The 19,849-nt window shown below is 63.7% G+C and carries 21 protein-coding genes; 5 read left to right on the forward strand and 16 right to left on the reverse strand.

Going from position 1 to position 19,849, the window contains the following annotated elements; all coding sequences use genetic code 11:
* Positions 1–165: 165 nt before the first annotated feature.
* From NKJ72_RS23680 to NKJ72_RS23705, 6 genes are all read right to left on the reverse strand, one after another.
* Complete coding sequence (locus NKJ72_RS23680) at positions 166–945, reverse strand: succinate dehydrogenase iron-sulfur subunit (protein ID WP_352479638.1); 780 nt, start codon at positions 943–945, stop codon at positions 166–168.
* A complete protein-coding gene (locus NKJ72_RS23685; RefSeq protein WP_352479734.1) occupies positions 945–1,382 on the reverse strand; it encodes a DUF3052 family protein in 438 nt (145 codons plus the stop codon). The genes NKJ72_RS23680 and NKJ72_RS23685 overlap by 1 nt, the downstream gene beginning before the upstream one ends.
* 2 nt (positions 1,383–1,384) lie before the next feature.
* Positions 1,385–3,223, reverse strand: coding sequence for a succinate dehydrogenase flavoprotein subunit (gene sdhA / locus NKJ72_RS23690; protein WP_254817824.1), 1,839 nt, complete (start codon positions 3,221–3,223; stop codon positions 1,385–1,387).
* A gap of 3 nt (positions 3,224–3,226) precedes the next feature.
* Positions 3,227–3,622 (reverse strand): succinate dehydrogenase, hydrophobic membrane anchor protein, encoded by a 396-nt coding sequence (gene sdhD / locus NKJ72_RS23695; protein WP_352479639.1) that lies wholly within the window; start codon positions 3,620–3,622, stop codon positions 3,227–3,229.
* On the reverse strand, positions 3,619–4,044 hold the full coding sequence (gene sdhC, locus NKJ72_RS23700) for a succinate dehydrogenase, cytochrome b556 subunit (protein ID WP_352479640.1): 426 nt from the start codon (positions 4,042–4,044) through the stop codon (positions 3,619–3,621). The genes sdhD and sdhC overlap by 4 nt, the downstream gene beginning before the upstream one ends.
* Before the next feature lie 243 nt (positions 4,045–4,287).
* A complete protein-coding gene (locus NKJ72_RS23705) occupies positions 4,288–4,668 on the reverse strand; it encodes a hypothetical protein (RefSeq protein WP_352479641.1) in 381 nt (126 codons plus the stop codon).
* A 224-nt stretch (positions 4,669–4,892) separates the two neighbouring features.
* On the opposite strand from NKJ72_RS23705, the gene NKJ72_RS23710 reads away from it, so the two are divergent.
* Positions 4,893–5,252: a hypothetical protein gene (locus tag NKJ72_RS23710; RefSeq protein WP_352479642.1), complete on the forward strand. Its 360-nt coding sequence runs from the start codon at positions 4,893–4,895 to the stop codon at positions 5,250–5,252.
* On the opposite strand, the gene NKJ72_RS23715 is transcribed toward NKJ72_RS23710, so the two are convergent.
* Positions 5,236–6,456 carry a GGDEF domain-containing protein gene (locus tag NKJ72_RS23715; protein ID WP_352479643.1) on the reverse strand — a complete coding sequence of 407 codons (1,221 nt, stop codon included), beginning with the start codon at positions 6,454–6,456 and terminating at the stop codon, positions 5,236–5,238. The genes NKJ72_RS23710 and NKJ72_RS23715 overlap by 17 nt on opposite strands.
* 76 nt (positions 6,457–6,532) lie before the next feature.
* Positions 6,533–7,729, reverse strand: coding sequence for a GGDEF domain-containing protein (locus NKJ72_RS23720; protein WP_352479644.1), 1,197 nt, complete (start codon positions 7,727–7,729; stop codon positions 6,533–6,535).
* Positions 7,730–7,889: 160 nt separating this feature from the next.
* Between NKJ72_RS23720 and NKJ72_RS23725 the strand changes: the two genes are divergently transcribed.
* A complete protein-coding gene (locus tag NKJ72_RS23725; RefSeq protein WP_352479645.1) occupies positions 7,890–8,201 on the forward strand; it encodes a hypothetical protein in 312 nt (103 codons plus the stop codon).
* Between the two features lie 55 nt (positions 8,202–8,256).
* Here the strand turns inward: NKJ72_RS23725 and leuC are convergent, their stop codons facing one another.
* The 5 genes from leuC to rplS all read right to left on the reverse strand — a co-directional run bounded on the left by leuC (position 8,257) and on the right by rplS (position 13,087).
* On the reverse strand, positions 8,257–9,666 hold the full coding sequence (gene leuC / locus NKJ72_RS23730) for a 3-isopropylmalate dehydratase large subunit (protein ID WP_352479646.1): 1,410 nt from the start codon (positions 9,664–9,666) through the stop codon (positions 8,257–8,259).
* Between the two features lie 249 nt (positions 9,667–9,915).
* Entirely contained in the window at positions 9,916–10,551 is a 636-nt protein-coding gene (locus NKJ72_RS23735; protein WP_352479647.1) for a class I SAM-dependent DNA methyltransferase, read from the reverse strand.
* A gap of 52 nt (positions 10,552–10,603) precedes the next feature.
* Positions 10,604–11,419, reverse strand: a complete 816-nt coding sequence (locus tag NKJ72_RS23740; RefSeq protein WP_352479648.1) for an amino acid ABC transporter permease — start codon at positions 11,417–11,419, stop codon at positions 10,604–10,606.
* A 76-nt stretch (positions 11,420–11,495) separates the two neighbouring features.
* Positions 11,496–12,293, reverse strand: coding sequence for a transporter substrate-binding domain-containing protein (locus NKJ72_RS23745; RefSeq protein WP_254817834.1), 798 nt, complete (start codon positions 12,291–12,293; stop codon positions 11,496–11,498).
* A 254-nt stretch (positions 12,294–12,547) separates the two neighbouring features.
* Positions 12,548–13,087, reverse strand: a complete 540-nt coding sequence (gene rplS / locus NKJ72_RS23750; RefSeq protein WP_254817835.1) for a 50S ribosomal protein L19 — start codon at positions 13,085–13,087, stop codon at positions 12,548–12,550.
* Positions 13,088–13,442: 355 nt separating this feature from the next.
* Here rplS and NKJ72_RS23755 point away from each other — a divergent pair, with 355 nt between their 5' ends.
* Positions 13,443–14,195: a sulfite exporter TauE/SafE family protein gene (locus NKJ72_RS23755; protein ID WP_023679781.1), complete on the forward strand. Its 753-nt coding sequence runs from the start codon at positions 13,443–13,445 to the stop codon at positions 14,193–14,195.
* Here the strand turns inward: NKJ72_RS23755 and trmD are convergent.
* Together trmD and rimM are read right to left on the reverse strand one after the other, a co-directional pair.
* Positions 14,177–14,875, reverse strand: coding sequence for a tRNA (guanosine(37)-N1)-methyltransferase TrmD (gene trmD, locus NKJ72_RS23760; protein WP_352479649.1), 699 nt, complete (start codon positions 14,873–14,875; stop codon positions 14,177–14,179). The genes NKJ72_RS23755 and trmD overlap by 19 nt on opposite strands.
* On the reverse strand, positions 14,872–15,477 hold the full coding sequence (rimM, locus tag NKJ72_RS23765) for a ribosome maturation factor RimM (protein ID WP_352479650.1): 606 nt from the start codon (positions 15,475–15,477) through the stop codon (positions 14,872–14,874). Before rimM ends, trmD begins: the two co-directional genes overlap by 4 nt.
* A 115-nt stretch (positions 15,478–15,592) precedes the next feature.
* Here rimM and NKJ72_RS23770 point away from each other — a divergent pair, with 115 nt between their 5' ends.
* Both NKJ72_RS23770 and NKJ72_RS23775 read left to right on the forward strand, forming a co-directional pair.
* The gene (locus NKJ72_RS23770; RefSeq protein WP_352479651.1) at positions 15,593–16,531 is read left to right on the forward strand and encodes a tyrosine recombinase XerC; all 939 of its coding nucleotides are present in this window, start codon (positions 15,593–15,595) and stop codon (positions 16,529–16,531) included.
* Between the two features lie 86 nt (positions 16,532–16,617).
* Positions 16,618–17,685, forward strand: a complete 1,068-nt coding sequence (locus tag NKJ72_RS23775) for a TraB/GumN family protein (RefSeq protein WP_352479652.1) — start codon at positions 16,618–16,620, stop codon at positions 17,683–17,685.
* A 752-nt stretch (positions 17,686–18,437) separates the two neighbouring features.
* On the opposite strand, the gene lpdA is transcribed toward NKJ72_RS23775, so the two are convergent.
* Positions 18,438–19,844, reverse strand: coding sequence for a dihydrolipoyl dehydrogenase (gene lpdA, locus NKJ72_RS23780; RefSeq protein WP_352479653.1), 1,407 nt, complete (start codon positions 19,842–19,844; stop codon positions 18,438–18,440).
* Positions 19,845–19,849 lie beyond the last annotated feature (5 nt).

Consider the following 19,849-nt stretch of genomic DNA (forward strand, 5'->3'; position numbering starts at 1 on the left):
GCTCCTTCGCTCAACTGCCTCTCCAAAGAATCCTTTCTCAGCCTAAACTCAACCCCAAAATCGCCATATGCGATTCCCCTGCCCTTGCGGGGGAGATGTCCGGCAGGACAGAGGGGGGCGCGAAGGATCGCTACGGACAACACGATCGGCAAAGCCGATCACCCCCTATACCCGTCGCTCCACCATCATTTTCTTGATCTCGGCGATCGCCTTGGCCGGGTTGAGCCCCTTGGGGCAGGTCTGGGCGCAGTTCATGATGGTGTGGCAGCGATAGAGCCGGAACGGGTCTTCGAGATTGTCGAGCCGCTCGCCCGTCGCCTCGTCCCTGGAATCGATCAGCCAGCGATAGGCCTGCAGAAGCGTCGCCGGGCCGAGATAGCGATCGCCGTTCCACCAGTAGCTCGGGCAGGAGGTCGAGCAGCAGGCGCACAATATGCACTCGTACAGCCCGTCGAGCTTTTCGCGGTCCTCGTGGCTTTGCAGCCATTCCTTGGCCGGCTCGGGCGACACCGTCTTCAGCCACGGCTCGATCGAGGCGTGTTGGGCGTAGAAATTGGTGAGGTCGGGCACGAGGTCCTTGACCACGGCCATATGCGGCAGCGGATAGACCTTGATCGCGCCGGAAATGTCGTCGCAGCCCTTGGTGCAGGCCAGCGTGTTCGATCCGTCGATGTTCATGGCGCAGGAGCCGCAAATGCCTTCGCGGCAGGAGCGGCGCAAGGTCAGCGTCGGATCGATCTTGTTCTTGATCCAGAGCAGCGCGTCGAGCACCATCGGCCCGCAATCGTCCATGTCGACGAAATACGTATCCATCCGCGGGTTCTCGTCATCGTCCGGCGACCAGCGGTAGATGCGGTATTCGCGCAGATTGGTCGCGCCCTCCGGCTTCGGCCAGGTTTTTCCGGCCATGATCTTCGAGTTTTTCGGAAGCGTCAGTTCGACCATTACCTCAGGTCCTTTCGGATGACGAGCTTCAGCCCGGACCAGATCTCGTTCACGGCGGCGACCTTGACGTCGACGAGGTCGAGCTTCAGCGCCTCGGCGCGGATAACGTCCTCGGTGACGTCGGTCGGCACTTTCGACGCCTTTTTCGGCCAGGACACCCAGACCATGCCGTCGCGCTTGATCGCCGCTTCGACATCGGCGAGACGGTCCTCGATCTCTGCACGCTGTCTGGTGAAGGCGTGAACGGCATCGTATTTCAATGCAGCATTTGAAATCTTCGACCAGTCGGCCAGCCGGTCGACATGGGCGAAATCGACGGCCTCGGCCAGATCGTCGAGTTCAGGCGGCAAGGCGATGAAGGCGGCAATCATCCCGTCCTTCAGGCCGAGCTTGGCCGGAAGGGGCGTGCCGGAATATCCTGCAACCGCCAGCGCCACCATCAATACACCCTGGCCTTCGGCGCAATCTTGGCCGGATTGATGCCGCCATCTGCCTCCTTGAGCAGCGTCTCGGTGTGCACCGGCCGGTAGCTGAGCGCCACCTCGCCGGCCTCGTTGAGCCGGGCCAGCGTATGCTTGCGCCAGTTGGCGTCGTCGCGGGCCGAAAAGTCCTCCCGCGCGTGCGCGCCGCGGCTTTCCTTGCGCGCCTCGGCGCCGTAGACGGTGGTGATGGCGTTGGCCATCAGATTTTCCAGCTCCAGCGTCTCGACCAGGTCGGAGTTCCAGATCATCGAGCGGTCAAACACCTTGACGTCCTTGAGCTCGCCCCAAAGCTGCGAAATGCGCCTGCAGCCGCTTTCCAGCGATTCCTGGGTGCGGAACACCGCCGCGTCCTCCTGCATCGCCTTCTGCATTTTTTCGCGCAAAACCGCTGTCGGCGTCGAGCCGTTGGCGTGACGCAGCCGGTCGAAGCGGTCCATGATCTTTTCGACGGCGGCCTCGTTGGGCGAAGGGATCGCCGATGTCCGGTCGATCACCTGGCCGGCCCGGATTGCCGCCGCACGGCCGAACACCACCAGGTCGATCAGCGAGTTCGAGCCCAGCCGGTTGGCGCCGTGCACCGAGGCGCAGCCGGCCTCACCGACCGCCATCAGCCCGGGCGACACCTGGTCCGGGTTCAAGGCAGTAGGGTTGAGCACTTCGCCCCAGTAATTGGTCGGCACGCCGCCCATATTGTAATGGACCGTCGGCAGCACCGGGATCGGCTCCTTGGTCAGGTCGACGCCGGCAAAGATCTTTGCCGATTCCGAAATACCCGGGAGCCTCTCGTGCAGAACGGCCGGGTCGAGATGGTCGAGGTGCAGGAAGATATGATCCTTCTTCGGGCCGACGCCGCGGCCCTCCCTGATCTCCAGCGTCATACAGCGCGAGACCACGTCGCGCGAAGCCAGATCCTTGGCTGACGGCGCGTAGCGTTCCATGAAGCGCTCGCCCTCGGAATTGACGAGATAGCCGCCCTCGCCGCGCGCGCCCTCGGTGATCAGGCAGCCGGCGCCGTAGATGCCCGTCGGGTGGAACTGCACGAACTCCATGTCCTGCAGCGGCAGCCCTGCGCGTGCGGCCATGCCGCCGCCATCGCCGGTGCAGGTATGCGCCGAGGTGGCCGAGAAATAAGCGCGGCCATAGCCGCCGGTCGCCAGCACCACCATTTTCGCCGAAAAGCGGTGGATGGTGCCGTCGTCGAGGTTCCAGGCGACGACGCCGGTGCAGGTGCCGTCCGGCTCCATGATCAGGTCGAGCGCGAAATACTCGATGAAGAACTGCGCATTGTGCTTCAGCGACTGGCCGTAGAGCGTGTGCAGCATGGCGTGGCCGGTGCGGTCGGCGGCCGCGCAGGTGCGCTGCACCGGCGGCCCCTCGCCGAAATTCATCATCATGCCGCCGAACGGCCGCTGGTAGATTTTCCCGTCCTCGGTGCGGCTGAAGGGGACGCCGTAATGCTCGAGCTCGTAGACTGCCGCCGGCGCTTCGCGCACCATGTATTCCTGCGCGTCGGTGTCGCCCAGCCAATCCGAGCCTTTGACGGTGTCGAAGAGATGCCACTGCCAGTTGTCGGGACCCATATTGGCGAGCGAGGCGGCAATGCCGCCCTGCGCCGCAACCGTATGCGAGCGCGTCGGGAACACCTTGGTGATGCAGGCGGTGCGCAGGCCCTGCTCGGCCATGCCGAGCGTGGCCCGCAGGCCGGCGCCGCCGGCGCCGACGACCACGACGTCGAATTTGTGGTCGACATAGCTATAGGCGGAAGCCGTGTTGGCGTTCTTCGCGTCCTTGGCCAAAACTCAGCCTCCAAATGCCAGTTTAAGCAGGGCGAAGACCGAAGCGACGCCGACGACTACGGGAAAGAATGTGTTGAGGGCGAGCAGCGCCAGCCTGGCGCCTTCGCCATGCACATAGTCTTCGATGATTGCCTGCATGCCGAGCCGCATGTGGTAGAGCACCGACAGCAGGACCAGCGCCAGCACCAGTGCCACGAATGGATTGGCAAGTGCGGCGCGCACCTCGATATAGCTGGCACCGTTGAGTGCGATCAGGAAACCCACGAAGAACAGGACCAGCGGGATGTTGGAGATCGCCGTCAGCCGCTGGCGCAAGAAATGGCCGGTGCCCTCGCGGGCGGAACCGAGGCCGCGGACCTTGGCCAGCGGCGTACGCATGTCGGTGTTTTTGCCGCTCATGTCAGGCTCCCCCGCGCCATGTAGCCGGCGATCCAGATCAGCAGCGTCAGCGTGACCGAGCCGGCCAGCGTCGCCCAGGCGATCCTCGACGCGGTATGCTTTTCCAGCCCTGCCCCAGTGTCCCAGATCAGATGGCGCACACCGCCCAGCATGTGGTGCATCAGCGCCCAGCTGTAGCCGAACAGCACCAGCCGTCCCAGCCACGAGCCGAAGGCCCAGTTGACGGCATTGAAGGTCGCCTCCGAACTCGCCGCCGCCATCAGCCACAGCGCGACCAGAAGCGTGCCGAAATAGAGCGCCCCGCCGGTGATGCGGTGGACGATCGACATCGTCATGGTGATCGGCGGCCGATAGACGGTCAGGTGCGGCGAAAGCGGCCGTTCACGTCTGGCAAATTCGCGGGTGGCTGGTGATTTGCTCATGGCTCCCCCAGTTCGGCGTCTCTGGAGCCTCAGGTGGGAATGCGGCATTGCCGCTTCCGGTTGCGACTTCGGACAGCCGGTTTCTAATGCTCTTTTTGCACCGCGTCAAAGCCGGAAAACCGTTTCGAAAACGTAATTTAGTCTGATGAAAGCGGCATTTTCAGCTTCAATCGATTAGGACTATCGCCTTGAGCCGGCACAATGTCGCTGCACTGCAAAATATGGCTGCCACAAGGGGGCGGATCAGCGCTTGCAGGCCAGCGGTGAGGCACCGCCCTTCATCACCAGCGCGTCACGCCCGTCGATCACGATTGCGTCATGCGCCTCGCCGTAACGGCTGGTCTGATTGGCCGGTGAGGCCGGCAGCTCGGCACTGGTGCCGTCCTGGCCGAGCACGCGCACCGACGTGCCCAGGTTCTCGATGGTCATCACGCTACCATCGGCGCAGTTGTAAGTAGCAATGCGCGGCTGCGGTGCCGTCGGTTCGCTGGCGGCGGGAGCAAGCGACACGGAAGCGGCGGCCGTATTGCCAAGCTTGGGCGCCCTGGTCTGCGGCGCGCAGGCGGCGGCCGCCAGTAACGGCGGAATGGCCAGCGCCACCCGAAACCTGCGGTGTAATCTCATGCTGCTTTCCCCCGCGCATCGAGCCCCCCGGATTTTCATGAGTCGCGCCCGATGCCGGCGATGGTGGGAACAAGGCATGGCCGAATGATGGCCGGTGGGCGATCAGGTATTAACCATATTTTCCAGGACCTGGCCCCGACTGCGGTTGCCCTCTTAACAAAGGTTAATAAAAGGTTAATTTCTGATTCGAGGAGGCTTGCCTCTCAGCAATGGAGCAGCACGCCATGCATTCGAATTCAGCAGGATCGCGCCTTCCCTGGTTCCTATTGGCGGCGCTCGCCGTCGGCGTCGTCGCACCGGCATTCGCCGGGGCGCGCCATCATGACCGCGTCTATGCCGATTCCTTCGGCAATCTGGTCATCGAAAGCGCCGCCGGCTACAAGCGTATCCTCGTCGGCGAAGGCAAGCTGGCCAAGGAATTGTCCGACTACACCGGCGCCGGCCAGCCCAACGTGATCTACGAAAACGAATCGGACGATGTCCGCGGCGGCGACTGCTACAGGCCACCGGTTTTCGTCAAGGGCCGCAGCTATATGTACGGCCTCTCCGACGGCGAGATGCCGGAGCTCAGCCCCTGCCGCTGACGGCCACGCCGCCCTTGGTTGACGGCGCCGGCAGGGCAACAGCCGGCCCCACCGAGACACGCACGCAATCGCGGCCGCTGCCCTTCGCCTGATAGAGCGCTTTGTCGGCGCGCCGCAGCAGGTCGGAAAAGCTTTCGCCCGGACCAAGCTCGGCAACGCCGAAGCTGGCGCTGCAGCGATGATTCGCGGGCAGGCAGTCGATCGGCGTGGCACCGAAGGCGCTGCGCGTGCCCTCGGCAAAGAGCCGGGCGGCGGCTAGATTGGTCCCCGGCAGAAAAATAGCGAATTCCTCGCCGCCGATGCGTCCGGCGACATGATGGTCGGCCGCGGCATCGCGGAGAAAACCGGCAAAGGCCTCGATGACCCGATCGCCCGACGCGTGGCCGTAAGTATCGTTGATGCGCTTGAAATGGTCGAGATCGGCAATGACCAGTGCCGCTGGAACGGCGCGCCGCATGGCGTCACGCAGTGCGATCTCGGCATGGCGCTCGAAGCCGCCACGGTTGAGCAGCCGCGAAAGCGTGTCGGTTTCCGATTTCGACGTCGCCTCGGCGAGCACGTCGCGGACCAGGATAGCCAATGTCACCAGCGCAAGCGCCAGGCCGAACACGGTGCCGACAGACTGCGACACCAACGCATAGCTGGTCTGCGCATAAGATTGCGGGTTGGCACCCCAGCCCCCAAGCGCATGGGCGATGAAGGGTTTGCTGGCGAATTGCAAGGTGCTGGCCGCCAGGACAGCCATCAGCATATAGTCGAGCCGCTCGCGTCTTTGCCTGGACGACAAGACGATCGCCAGCCCGGTGAATTGCATGGCCGCATAGGGAAGCTGGTAGGCCGCCATTCGCACAAAGGATTGGCGTGGCAGGTCCTGGACGAAGTAGACCGCGAGGGTGGCGAAGATCAGGAAGAACAGCATCGGCGCCCAAGGCGGCGAAACGCGGTATTTATGGGCAAGCCCGCCATTGAAGGCGATGGTAGCAGCAAGGAAAGCGGCAAAGGCGGCGCCAACTACGGGGCGCGCATTGTCGAAGGCAGGAATGCTGAACTCGATCGCGAAATAAGCCATGCCGAGCACATAGCCGAACGCTAGCCAGCGCGCCGACACCCGGCCGGCGTCATAGACCGCGATCGTCATGAAGGCCGCCGCCAGCAGCCCGGCAACGAACAGGTTGATCAGCAGGATGAAATTGGCGCTGCCCATGGCGTTTTGGCACTCCCCCGGAACAGCAGATCACCAACGCGCGAAAAAGACGTTAATTCGAAGCCGCCGCTGATGCTCAGCCAGCACTGGTCCGATTGGGAAGGACGACCGTTTCAAGCCGCTGATAGGACAGGCACACGCTGTCGCGGCCATTCCTCTTGGCTTTGTAGAGCGCTTCGTCGGCGCGGCGCATCAGCGGGTCCAGCCCTTCGTCGCTGGTGCGGGCGGCCACGCCGAAGCTCGCGGTCACTCTTGTCTCGGGCGGAAGCCCGTCGATTCGGCCCGCCGAATAGAGCGTGCGAACGGTTTCGGCATACAGTCTTGCCGCGCCAAGGTCGCTGAGCGGCAACAGCACGGCGAACTCTTCGCCGCCGATGCGGCCGGCAACGCCGCACGCACCTGCAGTCGACAGAAGCTTGGCGGCGAAATCGACGATGACGCGATCGCCGGCCGCGTGGCCATGCTGATCGTTGAGTGCCTTGAAATGATCGAGATCGGCCAGCACCAGCGTAACCGCCGATCGGGCCGTGGCACAGTGCTGCAGCACCAGCGTGGCGCGCTCCTCGAAGCCGCGGCGATTGAGCAGGCCCGACAGCGGGTCTGTCAGGGTTTCGGTCTTCAGGGCCTTCATCACATCGAGCGCGGCGGCGCCGAACAGGCAAAGTGCAATAAGCAGCGACAGCAATGCATGCGACAGCAGCGCCGTCGTCCAATAGGACGAGGTGTAAAGCCCTTCATAGCTGGTGAACGGCCCATGCGCGATGACGACGGCAAGGGTCCGCGCCAGGAAGTTCATGCCGGAAAGCAGCGACAGCACGAACAGGACCATTTCTGTCGGGCCGTTGTTGCGCACCGCGCGCAACTCGGCGGCAACAACCAGGCTGATGCCCCCGAAGCTGAAATTGATGGCAAGGATGCGCCAGGTGAGATCCGGCCGGGCAAAAAGAAACCACGAGAACGCGGCCAGTCCGCCGCAGGCCAGAATGCCGACCGCCGTGTAAGGCACGCGCCGCCCATAGCGCGCAATGACCGCGCCGGCGAGACAGCAAGTGGCAAAGGTGAAGCACAGGATCGAGATGAGCTTGGTGGGCGCCATACCGACAGGCAGCGTGAAATACTGGAGCAGGAAGCCTGCGGCCGAGGCCGAGTAGCCCGCCGCCAGTACGGCCAGATAGGGACGGTGACGCTGATAGAACCACAGCACGAGAAATGCAGTGCCGAGTGTGAGGGCGATGCCTGGATTGAGCAGCGCTATGAGCAGGCCGGTGTCCAAGCGCTGTAATTTCCCCTCGCTTCCCTCAGGAGACGTTAGAGCGGAAGCCCAAACAAGCGGTTAAGCGAAAGCGAATATACGACAGGTGCGTCGACGCAGCCGCTGGGCGGAACCGCGAACGGCGAGCGGCGTTTCACGACGGCAACCAGGAGACGCTCCGATGGCCGACACGATCATGCTGACCGATCACGATGCAATTCGCTCATGGGCGGCGGCGCGCGCCGGCTTTCCGGCGATCGTCGACGTGTCGCCCGAAGCCGGAACGCAGCCCATGCTGAGGCTGGTCTTCGGCCAGCATGCCTATCAGGACCAGGATGAGCCCGAACGTCCGGTCAATGCCGGCGGCTATGAACTGGTCGAATGGGATGAATGGTTCAAACTCTTCGACGAGCGCCAACTGGCGCTGATCGTTGCAAAGGACCAACCCGGCCGACGTGAGGGATTTCACGAATTCGTCAGGCGGCCCGGCTGAAGAATGCCCGAACCGCATTGCGGCTCGGGCACTCTCCGACTGGGCGCGCCCTGCGCTATTTCCACTCGCGGATGTCGACGAAATGGCCGGCAATTGCCGCCGCCGCCGCCATTGCCGGCGACACCAGATGGGTGCGGCCCTTGAAGCCTTGGCGCCCTTCAAAATTGCGGTTCGAGGTCGAGGCGCAGCGCTCATGCGGCTTCAGCCGGTCGTCGTTCATGGCAAGGCACATTGAGCAGCCCGGCTCGCGCCAGTCGAAGCCGGCCGCGACAAAGATCTTGTCGAGGCCTTCGGCCTCGGCCTGTTCCTTGACCAGGCCGGAGCCCGGCACGATCATCGCGCTGACCCGTGGATTGACCTTCTTGCCTTCGATCACCTTGGCGGCGGCGCGCAGATCCTCGATGCGGCCATTGGTACAGGAGCCGATGAAGACGCGGTCAAGTTCGATATCGGTGATCTTGGTGCCCGGTGTCAGGCCCATATAGTCGAGTGCACGCTGCTTGGACGTGCGCTTGTTCTCGTCGGTGATGTCGTCCGGGTTCGGCACGATGCCTTGCACCGAGACCACGTCCTCGGGCGAGGAGCCCCAGGAGACGATCGGCGGCAGCTTTGCCGCGTCGAGCACGACGACCTTGTCGAAATGCGCGCCTTCGTCGGACTGCAGCGTCTTCCAATAGGCGAGCGCGGCATCCCAGGCTTCGCCCTTGGGGGCGCGCGGCTTGTCCTTGACATAGGCGAAGGTGGTCTCGTCCGGCGCGATCAGGCCGGCGCGCGCGCCGGCTTCGATCGACATGTTGCAGATCGTCATGCGGCCTTCCATCGACAGCGCACGGATTGCCTCGCCGGCATATTCGATGACATAGCCGGTGCCGCCGGCTGTGCCGATCTCGCCGATGATGGCGAGGATGATGTCCTTGGCGGTGACGCCTCCCGGCAGTGCGCCGTCGACGCGCACCAGCATGTTCTTGGCCTTGCGCTGGATCAGCGTCTGCGTCGCCAGCACATGCTCGACTTCCGAGGTGCCGATGCCGTGCGCCAGCGCCCCGAACGCGCCATGCGTCGAGGTATGGCTGTCGCCGCAGACGATGGTCATGCCGGGCAGCGTGAAGCCCTGCTCGGGACCGATGATGTGGACGATGCCCTGGCGGATATCCTTCTCGGAATAATATTCGATACCGAAATCCTTGGCGTTTTTGGCCAGCGCTTCGACCTGGATGCGGCTTTCCTCGTTCTTGATGCCGAACTTTCGCTCCGGCGAAGTCGACACGTTGTGGTCGACGACAGCCAGCGTCTTTTCCGGATGCCGAACCTTGCGGCCGGTCATGCGCAGGCCTTCGAAAGCCTGCGGGCTGGTGACTTCGTGGACGAGGTGGCGGTCGATATAGAGCAGGCAGGTGCCGTCGTCCTGGCGGTCGACGACATGGTCGTCGAAAATCTTGTCGTAGAGGGTGCGCGGTGCGCTCATGTGCGTAAATCCGTCGATTTAAAAAGGGAAAAGGGACGCCGGTCGGCCGGCGAAACAGCCTGGCGAGTCCGCCCTAGCGAAGTCGGCTGGTCAGCGCCCCGCAGACGCGCGCGGAAAATCGCGACGGCAGGCGTTTCCTGTCCTGCAGCACGAAACCTTTATAGGCCGGATCGCCAAAAAGCTCTTCCATGGCGCTGCTCATATCAATGTTTTGGCTTTTCAGCAATCGCGTCTGCCTTCGCAGGCGCTTCACAGCACCTCGAACACGAAGGTTTTCACCAGCGCGTCGGGCTCGGCGATCGCGTAGCAGCGGAACCATGGGCTCTCCTCGACCGGCCGCCATTTTTTCGCCTGCTCCAGTTCGCCAAACACGGCCTTGAACCCGCTGCTTTCAAACACCTGGTCACGGACCGTAAAGATGGCGTGGCCGCCCTTCCGGGTGATGCGCACCAGCTCACGCAGGCCCGACGCCGGCGCGTGGCTGATGGTGAACACGCCGGTCGAGAAAAAGGCACGGAAATAGCCGTCCGGCCAGGGCAATGGCCCGCCGAGCATCGCCTGTTTCAGCTCGCTGTAGGCCTGCCGGCCGCCGGCGATTTTCAGCATGTCATGCGACAGGTCGAGGCCGGCAACGTCGTGGTAGCCGAGCGCCTTGAGCGACGGCCCCGACAGGCCGGTGCCGCAGCCGGCGTCGAGCAGCGGTCCTTCGCCCGGCGGCACGTAGCGCGCCACCCAGGCGGTGATCAGGAACGGCAGGAGATAGCCGAGCGCCGCGGTTTCGCCATCATAGGTCGCGGCCCATTGCGCATAGGCCTTGGCGAGCGCCTCAGGCGTGTCGGCCGTGTAGACCGCTTCAAGCGCCGCATTGGCCTCGTCGATGATCATGGGTCCTCTCCGGTCGCGTCGGCTCGATGGTAGCGCCGTTTTTGCCCGCCTTCTATTCCCCATGCTGGTGGCGCAGCCGCTTCTCCAGCGCCCGCATGGCCAGCGACAGGCCGACGGTCAGGATGAGATAGATATAGGCGACGATCGAATAGGTTTCGAAGAAGCGGAACGAGCCGGCGGCGTAGATCTTGCCCATCTGGGTGATGTCGGCGACGCCGAGCACCGAGACCAGCGAGGAATCCTTGACCATGGCGACGAAATCATTGCCGAGCGGCGGCAGGATGGTGCGGATCGCCTGCGGAAAGACGACCAGCCGGAAGCGCTGCGTGCGCGTCAGCCCGAGCGCCTTCGCCGCCTCGATCTGGCCTTTCTCGACCGCCTGGATGCCGGCGCGGAACACCTCCGAGATGAAGGCGGAATAGCCGATGGTCAGCGCCATGACGGCGCGCCATAAAAGCGAGACGTCGCGTACCAGCAGCTCACCGAAAAGGCCGGCGCTTTGCAACGGCGCCGTCAGCGCGTTCCACGCCGCGACGAAGGCCGGCGCGCCGGCAAAGGCGATCCAGAACAACAGCACCAGCATCGGTACGCCGCGGATGATCTCGACGTAGAAGCGGGCGATCTGGCTGAGCCAGCGTGAGCCTGACAGGCCCATCAGCGCGACGCCGAGCCCGATCGCGCAAGCCAGCGCGAAGGCGACCACGGTGACGAAGATGGTGACGCCGATGCCCTTGGCGACGGTTACGAAGACCTGGGCATAGAGGTCGCTGGCAACGATGAAGACGGCGGCGGCCAAGGCGATCGCCACAGCCACGGCAAGCCACCACGGGAAGTCGGATTTGGCCGAGGCGAGAGGCGGCGACGGCATCAAGCAATACCGGTTATAGAGTCGCCCAGAGTCAGCACGCACTCCCGCGCATCACCCGGCACCCGCGACAAAAGTCCTACTGCCCCATCTTGTAGTCGAGGAACCACTTCTTGTTGAGCGCGTCGAGCGTGCCGTCGGCCTTGAGCGCGGCGATCGCCGCGTTGACCGGCTTCACCAGGTCGGAGCCCTTGGGGAAGATGAAGCCGAAATCCTCGGTGCCGAGCGGCCCGCCGATCAGCTTCAGCCCGCCATTGGACGCATCGACATAGCCCTTGCCGGCAGTGCCGTCGGTGAGCACGACATCGACGTCGCCCGCCTTCAGCGCCTGCACCGTCGCGCCGAATGTCTCGAACAGCTTTATGCGCGGGTTCTGCTCATTGCCGTCGAGCACGCTATAGACGGCGGTGTAGAACGGCGTGGTGCCGGCCTGCGCACCGATCAGCCCGTCCTTGAAGGCAGCGAACGTCTTGGCATCGGTGAAGCGTTTCTCGTCGCCGCGCACCAGCATGAACTGTTCCGAGCGCATATAGGGATCGGAGAAATCGACCTTCTGCTTGCGGTCGTCCTTGATGGTGATGCCGGTCATGCCGATGTTGTATTGGTTGTCGGAAACCGCCTGGATCATCGCGTCCCACGAGGTGTTCTGGTACTCGACCTTGAAGTTCAGCCGTTTGGCGATCTCGTTCATCGCGTCATATTCCCAACCGATCTGCTTACCGGTCTTGGCATCGATAAACTGCAGCGGCGGATAGGCGTTTTCGGTCACCACCACCACTTTCCTGCCGCCAAGATCGGGCAGCGCCTGCGCCAGGGCCGCGATGGGCACGAGAAGGCAAGCCAGCAGGCCGGCCAGCAGCAGTTTCGATTTGGTCATGACACGCTCCCCAAGAACTGAACCGCCTCGATCGACCGAGGCATGCAGGAAATCCGGCGCCGACTTTAGCTTTCCGCAGGCGCCTTGCAAGCCGCTCCGATGCGCCGCTCTGCACGAAAATGAGTTTCCGATGCTTTCAATGGCGGCATTACGGAACGATCCGTATCGATTGAGGACCGGCAAAATCGAATCCACCTCGCGAAACAAAAAGGCGGCCGAAGCCGCCTTTCCGAACCATGGGTTTTGAAGACGCCTTATTCGGCGGCAGCTGCTTCCGCGGCCTTGGCGGCCTCGTCGGCGGCCTTCTTTTCGGCGGCGTCCTGCGCGGCCTTCTCGGCGGCCAGCGCCTGGGCGGCGGCCACTTTCTCGGCCTCGATGCGCGCCTTCTCGGCGTTCAGCGCATCACGCTCTTCATCGTTGAGCTTGCGGGCGCGCACGCCGGTGTTTTCCGAAATACGGGCCGACTTGCCGCGACGGTCACGCAGATAGTACAGCTTGGCGCGACGCACCTTGCCACGACGCACGATCTCGACGCCCTCGACCATCGGCGAATAGACCGGGAACACACGCTCCACGCCTTCGCCGTAGGAGATCTTGCGGACGGTGAAATTTTCCTGGAAGCCGGCACCGGCGCGGGCGATGACGACGCCCTCATAGGCCTGGACGCGGGTGCGGGTGCCTTCGGTCACGCGGACCTGAACGCGCACGGTATCGCCGGGCTGGAATTCGGGAAGCTTGCGCTTGGCTTCGATCTTGGCGGCCTGCTCGGCCTCGAGCTGACGGAGGATGTCCATCTCAATAATCCACTTCTTGTTCTTCCGACAGTCAGAGCGTCCGACACTCGCCTTGCAGTCGCATCGACCGCTCGGCTATGCCCTTCGTTCGAGAACTTCTGTTCGAGAACATCGGGCAGGGGCGACTACACCGTCACTGTTGACGGGTCCGGGAGAATTTTCTTCCGGTTCGGCGCGCACATACAGCTATTTCGGCGCTTTGTCACGCCTTCGCCGTTTCTTTTTTGGCACTGCTTCTTTTTGGCTGGCGCCGCTGTGGCAGTCCCGTGATCGCTTGTGGTCCAGGGGGTTGCGCCCGCGCGTCAAGCTTTCTAAGCCGGATGATAGGCGTTTTCCTCCAGCGACGACACCCCCCATGCCAATCTTGGACGCGGTCCTGCTCTTTCTCGCCGGCTTTCTATCAGGCGCGGTCAACGCCGTTGCCGGCGGCGGCACGTTCATAACCTTTGGCGCCATGACCCTGGCCGGCCTGCCGCCGATCGTCGCCAACGCGACATCGTCGGTGACGCAATTTCCTGGCTATATCACCTCGACGCTGGCCTATTGGCACGACATCAAGCATTTCTGGCGCGGCGCACTGCTGCTCAGCCTCATTTCGGCTCTCGGTGCGCTGTCTGGCGCGCTCATCCTTCTAGGCCTCGACAACCCGTCGTTCCGCGCCTTGGTGCCGTGGCTGCTGCTGGCGGCAACAGCGTTGTTCGCTGCCGGGCCATGGCTGAAGCCGGCCCCCAAGCCGGAGCATGAAGCCGCCGTGGGTTCGCTGGTCGGGTCGCTGGCGCAGTTCGCCACCGCCGTCTATGGCGGCTTCTTCGGCGCCGGCATGGGCGTCATGATGCTGGCGACGCTCGGTCTCACCCAGTCCGGCGATTATCATCGGCTGAACGCATTGAAGAACATGCTGGCCGTGGTCATCGCTGCGGTTGCCATCCTGGTCTTCGTCTCTGGCGGCGTCATCGCCTGGCTGCAGGCGATCATCATGATCCCGGGTGGCGCGCTCGGCGGCTATGCCGGCGTCTGGATCGCCAGGCGCGTGCCGCAGAACGCGGTGCGCGGCTTCGTCATTGCCGTCGGCCTGTTCCTGGCCTTCTACTATTTCGATAAGGGCTGAGCGGCTAAAAGATCCGGCCGTCGCTCCTTCGTCAGCCTCTCCGCTTCGGCCCGCCGCCACGCCGCGATCTTGCTGTGATTGCCCGAAATCAACACTTCGGGAATCGGCCGGCCCTCGAATTCCTGCGGCCGCGTATAATGCGGATGTTCGAGCAGGCCGTTTTCAAAGCTCTCTTCCTCGCCTGATACCGCATTGCCCATCACGCCGGGCAGCAGGCGCACCACGGCGTCGAGCAGCACGAGTGCCGCCGGCTCGCCGCCGGACAGGATGAAATCGCCGATCGAGACTTCCTCGAGGCCTCGCGATTCGATGACCCGCTGGTCGACGCCTTCGAAGCGGCCGCAGACGATCACCGCACCCGGCCCGGCGGCGAGCTCACGCACACGGCGCTGTGTCAGCGGCTTGCCGCGAGGGCTCATCAGCAGGCGCGGACGTGGATCGCCTGCCGGCGAGGCATGGTCGATAGCGCTGGCCAGCACGTCTGCCCGCATCACCATGCCGGCGCCGCCGCCGGCCGGCGTGTCGTCCACGGTCCGGTGACGATCGCGGGCAAAGTCGCGGACCTGGATCGTTTGGAGCGACCAAATGCCGGTCTCGAGCGCGCGGCCAGCCAGCGACAGGCCAAGCGCGCCGGGAAACATCTCGGGATAGAGCGTCAGCACCGAAGCCGAAAAACTCACCGGTTGCCTCCGGCGTCCCTCGGCCCGCGCGGCCGGCCCTTGGGGTCGAAGCTGTCGCGCTCGGCAGACTCTCCGTCCTCGTCCTCGTCCTCGACCAACCCTGCCGCAGCCGGATCGATGCGGACAAAGCCGCCGGCGATCGACACTTCCGGAACAGCGGCCTGCGTGAACGGGATAAGCACGCCTTTGCGCCCCGCCAGCGTCACGTCGAGAATGTCGCCGCCGCCAAAATTATGCACGGCGACGACCTTGCCGATAATGGCACCGGTGTCGTCCTTGACCTCCAGCCCGACGAGATCGGTGTGGTAGAATTCGTCCTCTTCGCCCTCATCAGGCAACACCGAACGGTCGACGAACAATTCGGTGCCGGCAAGCGCCTCGGCGGCATTGCGATCGTTGACGCCTTTGAAGCGCACCACCACGACGGTGTTGGCAGGCCTGATGTCGACGATCTGGAAGGCGCGGCCATCCCTGGCGTAGAGCGGACCGTAATCGGCCAGCGCCAGCGGGTCGCCGGTAAAGCTCTTGACGCGCAATTCGCCCTTGATGCCGTGCGCGGCACCGATCACGGCCATCTGGACGGGGTTTTGCGGTTTGCTCATCTGCGGAAAATCCTTTGCCTTGCTCTAACCCCAGCCCATCGTCATTTCAATGATGCCGCTCTTCACCGCTTACTAACCCGCATGCCGGAAAATGGCGGGGCACTGGAAGAGCGCAATGCAGGAATTCCTCATACCGGCAAAACCCGATCTTCAGGCGGCGCGCGAGGCCTGGCTGAAGATGCTGGCGCGCGAACGCCGGCTGTCGCCCGAAACCGTCGAGGCCTATGAGCGCGACACGCGCCAGTTCCTGCATTTCCTGACCGGCCATTGCGGCGGCTCGCCTGGTATTTCAGACATCGCCGATCTGCGCCCAGCCGATCTGCGCGGCTTTCTCGCTGCCCGCCGTGCCGAGGGCGCCGGCGCCCGCACGCTCGGGCGCGGGCTAGCCGGCATCCGCTCGCTGCTGCGTTTCCTGGAACGGCGCGGCCTCGCCAATGCGGCAGGTGCGGCAGCCTTGCGCGCGCCGCGGCAGCCGAAATCGCTGCCCAAGCCGCTGACCGCAAGCGATGCAAAACACGTCGTCTCGGTGGAAGGCCAACTGGCGGAGGAGCCGTGGATCGCCGCGCGCAACGCCGCCGTGCTGACTCTGCTTTATGGGTCCGGCTTGCGGATCTCCGAGGCGCTCGGCCTGTCGGGCGCCGATCTGTCCTCACCTGGTGAGACCGTGCTGCGCGTCACCGGCAAGGGCGGCAAGACGCGGCTGGTGCCGGTGCTGCCGGTGGCGCTGCGGGCGATTGCCGAATATCGCCGCCTCTGTCCCTGGCATCTCGATCCCAAGGGCTCGCTGTTTCGCGGTGCCCGCGGCGGCCCGCTCAACCCGGCGATCGTTCAGCGCGACATGGCCAAGCTGCGCTCGGCGCTCAACCTGCCCGACACCGCGACGCCGCATGCGCTGCGCCATTCCTTCGCCACGCATCTGCTTGGGCGCGGCGGCGACCTGCGCACCATCCAGGAGTTGCTCGGCCACGCCAGCCTGTCGACAACCCAGATATACACCGGCGTCGACACCGCGAGGCTGCTCGAGATTTACGAAGCAGCTCATCCTCGTGCGTGATGGACGCTCGGAATCGGTGACGATCTCGCAACAATTTTGATGCGCTGATTAACCGTTTTGCCGCTTTTTGCGCCTACAAGCGCAGCATGAAACGCCTCATCGCCATCGCCGACCGCGCGACCCAAGTGTCGCTGAAGCTGCTCGTCGCGCTCAACGCCCTGTTTTTCCTCTCCTTCCTCATCATCACGCTACTCGCCGTGGGCAAGGCACGCGCCGAGGCCCCGGTCTGCGTCGGTACCGATATGCTGAGCGCGCTGCAAAAGAACGACCCGGCTAGCTACCGCAAGATCGAGGCGGACGCGGCAGCAACACCGAACGGCAAGGGCTTGCTGTGGAAGCTGGAAAAATCGGGCGAAAAACCGTCCTTCCTGTTCGGCACCATGCACCTTACCGACCCGCGCGTCACCACGCTGCCACCCGCCGCGCAGAAGGCATTCGATGCAGCTGGCACCGTCATCATCGAAACCACCGAAGTGCTCGATAAGCAGAAGATGATGGCAGCATTGCTGAAAGAGCCGGATCTGATGATGTTCACCGACAAGACGACGCTTTCGTCGCTGCTGTCGCCGGAGGACGCGGCGGTGGTCGACAAGGCGCTCGACGCGCGTGGCATCCCGCCAGCGACCGTCGCCAAGATGAAACCTTGGTTGCTGTCGGCGATGGTGGCGCTACCAGCATGCGAAGTCGCCCGCCAGGCTGGCGGCGCGCCGGTGCTCGACGTCAAGCTTGCCAAGGACGCCGAGGCTGCGGGCAAATCAGTCGAGGGGCTCGAGACAATCGCCGACCAGCTGCGCGCCATGGCTTCGCTGCCGATCGCCTTTCACCTGAAGGGGCTCGTCGATACGCTGAAGCTTGGCGACAAGGTGAACGACGTCAACGAAACCATGATCGTGCTTTACCGCCGTGGCGACACTGGCATGTACGTACCGCTGTTTCGGGCTGTCGTCCCCGAACAGGTCGACGACCAATCGGGTTACGCCGAATTCGAGCAGACCATGATCACCAGCCGCAACAGGGTGATGGTTGATCGTGCAGCGCCGATCCTCGCCCACGGCAATGTCTTCATGGCGGTCGGCGCCATGCACCTTCCCGGAGCGCAAGGCTTGGTCGAGGGTTTCCGCAAGACCGGCTATACTGTGACTGCCGTCAACTGAACAACACGGCGGAGTTGCACACCGAATCATCGCCACGCCTGGGTCAACCCCTACTCGCGGCGCGACGGCGGACCGGCAGCGCTTCGTGTCAAGAAACTGAAAAAGGTTCGCTTTGGCTCGACCGAACCCATTTTGCGGTGGAAATGCATGCCTGCAAGCGATTCCGGATCAGAATTGCCCTGTTTTCGGCGTTTTCAACGCCTAATGTGAAACCGATTCAACGATTGTACGTTGATGGCTATTACTTGATGTTTTTCATCCACGGAGGACACTTTTATGGCGAACACACCCAATCCGAACGACCCATTCACCTCGCCGGGCTCCGCGCGGCCAAGCGGCGGCGGCAGCGGCTGGCTGATTGCCCTGGTCGTCGTTATCCTGGCAATTGTCGCCTATTATGTTTTTGGAAGACGTAGCGAGGCACCTGCGCCTGCCGAACCGCCCGCAGCCAGCACACCAGCTCCGGCCCCAGCGCCCGCCGAGCCGATGAAACCAGCCGAACCGGCTCCTGCGCCAGCTCCGGCAACACCGGCTCCGGCTCCCGCTCCGGCAGAGCCTGCACCCGCTCCGGCCCCTGCGCCAGCCCCGGCCCCGGCCCCGGCACCAGCACCTGCCCCGGCTCAGTGATCAAACTGCTGATTTGATATATGAACGGCCCGCTGAAAAAGCGGGCCGTTTTGTTTTTGGGAGCAGCCGTCGAGGGCTTTGGACGTTTCAGCCAATCTCTAAGGTTTGCGATTCACCGCGTTTGCTCAGATATGGATCGGCTTGAAGAACGTCGCCAATGCCGCCTCCTTTACCGCTTCCGACATTGTCGGATGGGCGTGACAGGTGCGGGCCAGGTCTTCCGACGAGCCGCCAAATTCCATCAGCACGGCCGCCTCGTGGATCATCTCGCCGGCGCCGAAGCCGACGATGTGGACGCCGAGCACACGGTCGCTGGCCTTGTCGGCCAGGATTTTCACAAAGCCGTCGGTGTGCAGCATGGCGCGCGCCCGTCCATTGGCGCTGAAGGGGAATTTTCCGGCCTTGTAGTCGATGCCGGCCTTCTTCAATTCTTCTTCGGTCTTGCCGACCGAGGCGATTTCCGGCGTGGTGTAGACGACGCTCGGAATCACGTCATAGTTCACATGCCCGGCCTGGCCGGCGATGGTTTCGGCCACCGCCACGCCCTCGTCCTCGGCCTTGTGTGCAAGCATCGGCCCGGCGATGACATCGCCGATGGCATAGATGCCAGGCACGTTGGTCCTGAGATGGCCGTCGGTCTTGACCCGGCCGCGCTCATCAACGTCGACGCCGGTCTCCTTCAGCCCGAGAGCGTCCGAATAGGCCCGTCGTCCCGTCGCAATCAGCACCGCGTCCGCCTCGATCGTCTCGGCTGCTCCGCCCTTGACCGGCTCGAAGGTAACCGTCACCCCCTTCCTGGCCTTGGCGACGCCGGTCACCTTGGCGCCCAGCCTGAACTCAAAGCCCTGCTTCGACAGCAGGCGCTGGAACTGCTTGGAGACCTCGCCATCCATGCCGCCCAGGATGGTGTCGAGGAACTCGACCACGGTCACCTTGGCGCCGAGCCGCGCCCATACCGAGCCGAGCTCCAGACCGATGACACCACCGCCGACCACCACCAGATGGCCCGGCACCTTGTCCAGCGACAGCGCGCCGGTCGACGAGACGATCACCTTCTCATCGAAATCGACCTCGACGCCGGGAATGCCGGCGACGTCGGAGCCTGTGGCGATGACGATGTTCTTGGTCTCGATCTCCTCGACCTTGCCGTCATCGGAGGTCACCGACACCTTGCCGGCCGCAACTACCTTGCCGGTGCCACGAAAACTGTCGATCTTGTTTTTCTTGAACAGGAAGGCGACGCCATTGACGTTGGCGGTCACCGTCGCATCCTTGTGTGCCATCATCTTCCCAAGGTTGAGCTTGGGCGCGCCGATCTCGACGCCGAGCGCCTCGAAGGAATGGCCGGCCTCGGCAAACATCTCGGTCGCATGCAGCAGCGCCTTTGACGGGATGCAGCCGATATTGAGGCAGGTGCCGCCGAAGGTCGGGTTCTTTTCGACCACCGCCGTCTTCAGACCGAGCTGTGCCGCCTTGATGGCGCAGACATAGCCGCCTGGTCCCGATCCGATGATAACGACATCATAGGCCATGATAC

It is taken from the genome of Mesorhizobium sp. M0045, assembly GCF_040323385.1.
Lineage (GTDB): Bacteria > Pseudomonadota > Alphaproteobacteria > Rhizobiales > Rhizobiaceae > Mesorhizobium.

Bases quoted from the DNA above. Each gene is read 5' to 3' on its own strand.
- NKJ72_RS23705 (WP_352479641.1), bottom strand. From the start codon at position 4,668: ATGAGATTACACCGCAGGTTTCGGGTGGCGCTGGCCATTCCGCCGTTA.
- NKJ72_RS23745 (WP_254817834.1), bottom strand. From the start codon at position 12,293: ATGACCAAATCGAAACTGCTGCTGGCCGGCCTGCTGGCTTGCCTTCTC.
- lpdA (WP_352479653.1), bottom strand. From the start codon at position 19,844: ATGGCCTATGATGTCGTTATCATCGGATCGGGACCAGGCGGCTATGTC.
- rplS (WP_254817835.1), bottom strand. From the start codon at position 13,087: ATGGACATCCTCCGTCAGCTCGAGGCCGAGCAGGCCGCCAAGATCGAA.
- NKJ72_RS23710 (WP_352479642.1), top strand. From the start codon at position 4,893: ATGCATTCGAATTCAGCAGGATCGCGCCTTCCCTGGTTCCTATTGGCG.
- leuC (WP_352479646.1), bottom strand. From the start codon at position 9,666: ATGAGCGCACCGCGCACCCTCTACGACAAGATTTTCGACGACCATGTC.
- NKJ72_RS23740 (WP_352479648.1), bottom strand. From the start codon at position 11,419: ATGCCGTCGCCGCCTCTCGCCTCGGCCAAATCCGACTTCCCGTGGTGG.
- sdhC (WP_352479640.1), bottom strand. From the start codon at position 4,044: ATGAGCAAATCACCAGCCACCCGCGAATTTGCCAGACGTGAACGGCCG.
- rimM (WP_352479650.1), bottom strand. From the start codon at position 15,477: ATGAGCAAACCGCAAAACCCCGTCCAGATGGCCGTGATCGGTGCCGCG.
- NKJ72_RS23735 (WP_352479647.1), bottom strand. From the start codon at position 10,551: ATGATCATCGACGAGGCCAATGCGGCGCTTGAAGCGGTCTACACGGCC.
- NKJ72_RS23680 (WP_352479638.1), bottom strand. From the start codon at position 945: ATGGTCGAACTGACGCTTCCGAAAAACTCGAAGATCATGGCCGGAAAA.
- NKJ72_RS23770 (WP_352479651.1), top strand. From the start codon at position 15,593: ATGCAGGAATTCCTCATACCGGCAAAACCCGATCTTCAGGCGGCGCGC.
- NKJ72_RS23775 (WP_352479652.1), top strand. From the start codon at position 16,618: ATGAAACGCCTCATCGCCATCGCCGACCGCGCGACCCAAGTGTCGCTG.
- sdhD (WP_352479639.1), bottom strand. From the start codon at position 3,622: ATGAGCGGCAAAAACACCGACATGCGTACGCCGCTGGCCAAGGTCCGC.
- NKJ72_RS23715 (WP_352479643.1), bottom strand. From the start codon at position 6,456: ATGGGCAGCGCCAATTTCATCCTGCTGATCAACCTGTTCGTTGCCGGG.
- NKJ72_RS23755 (WP_023679781.1), top strand. From the start codon at position 13,443: ATGCCAATCTTGGACGCGGTCCTGCTCTTTCTCGCCGGCTTTCTATCA.
- NKJ72_RS23725 (WP_352479645.1), top strand. From the start codon at position 7,890: ATGGCCGACACGATCATGCTGACCGATCACGATGCAATTCGCTCATGG.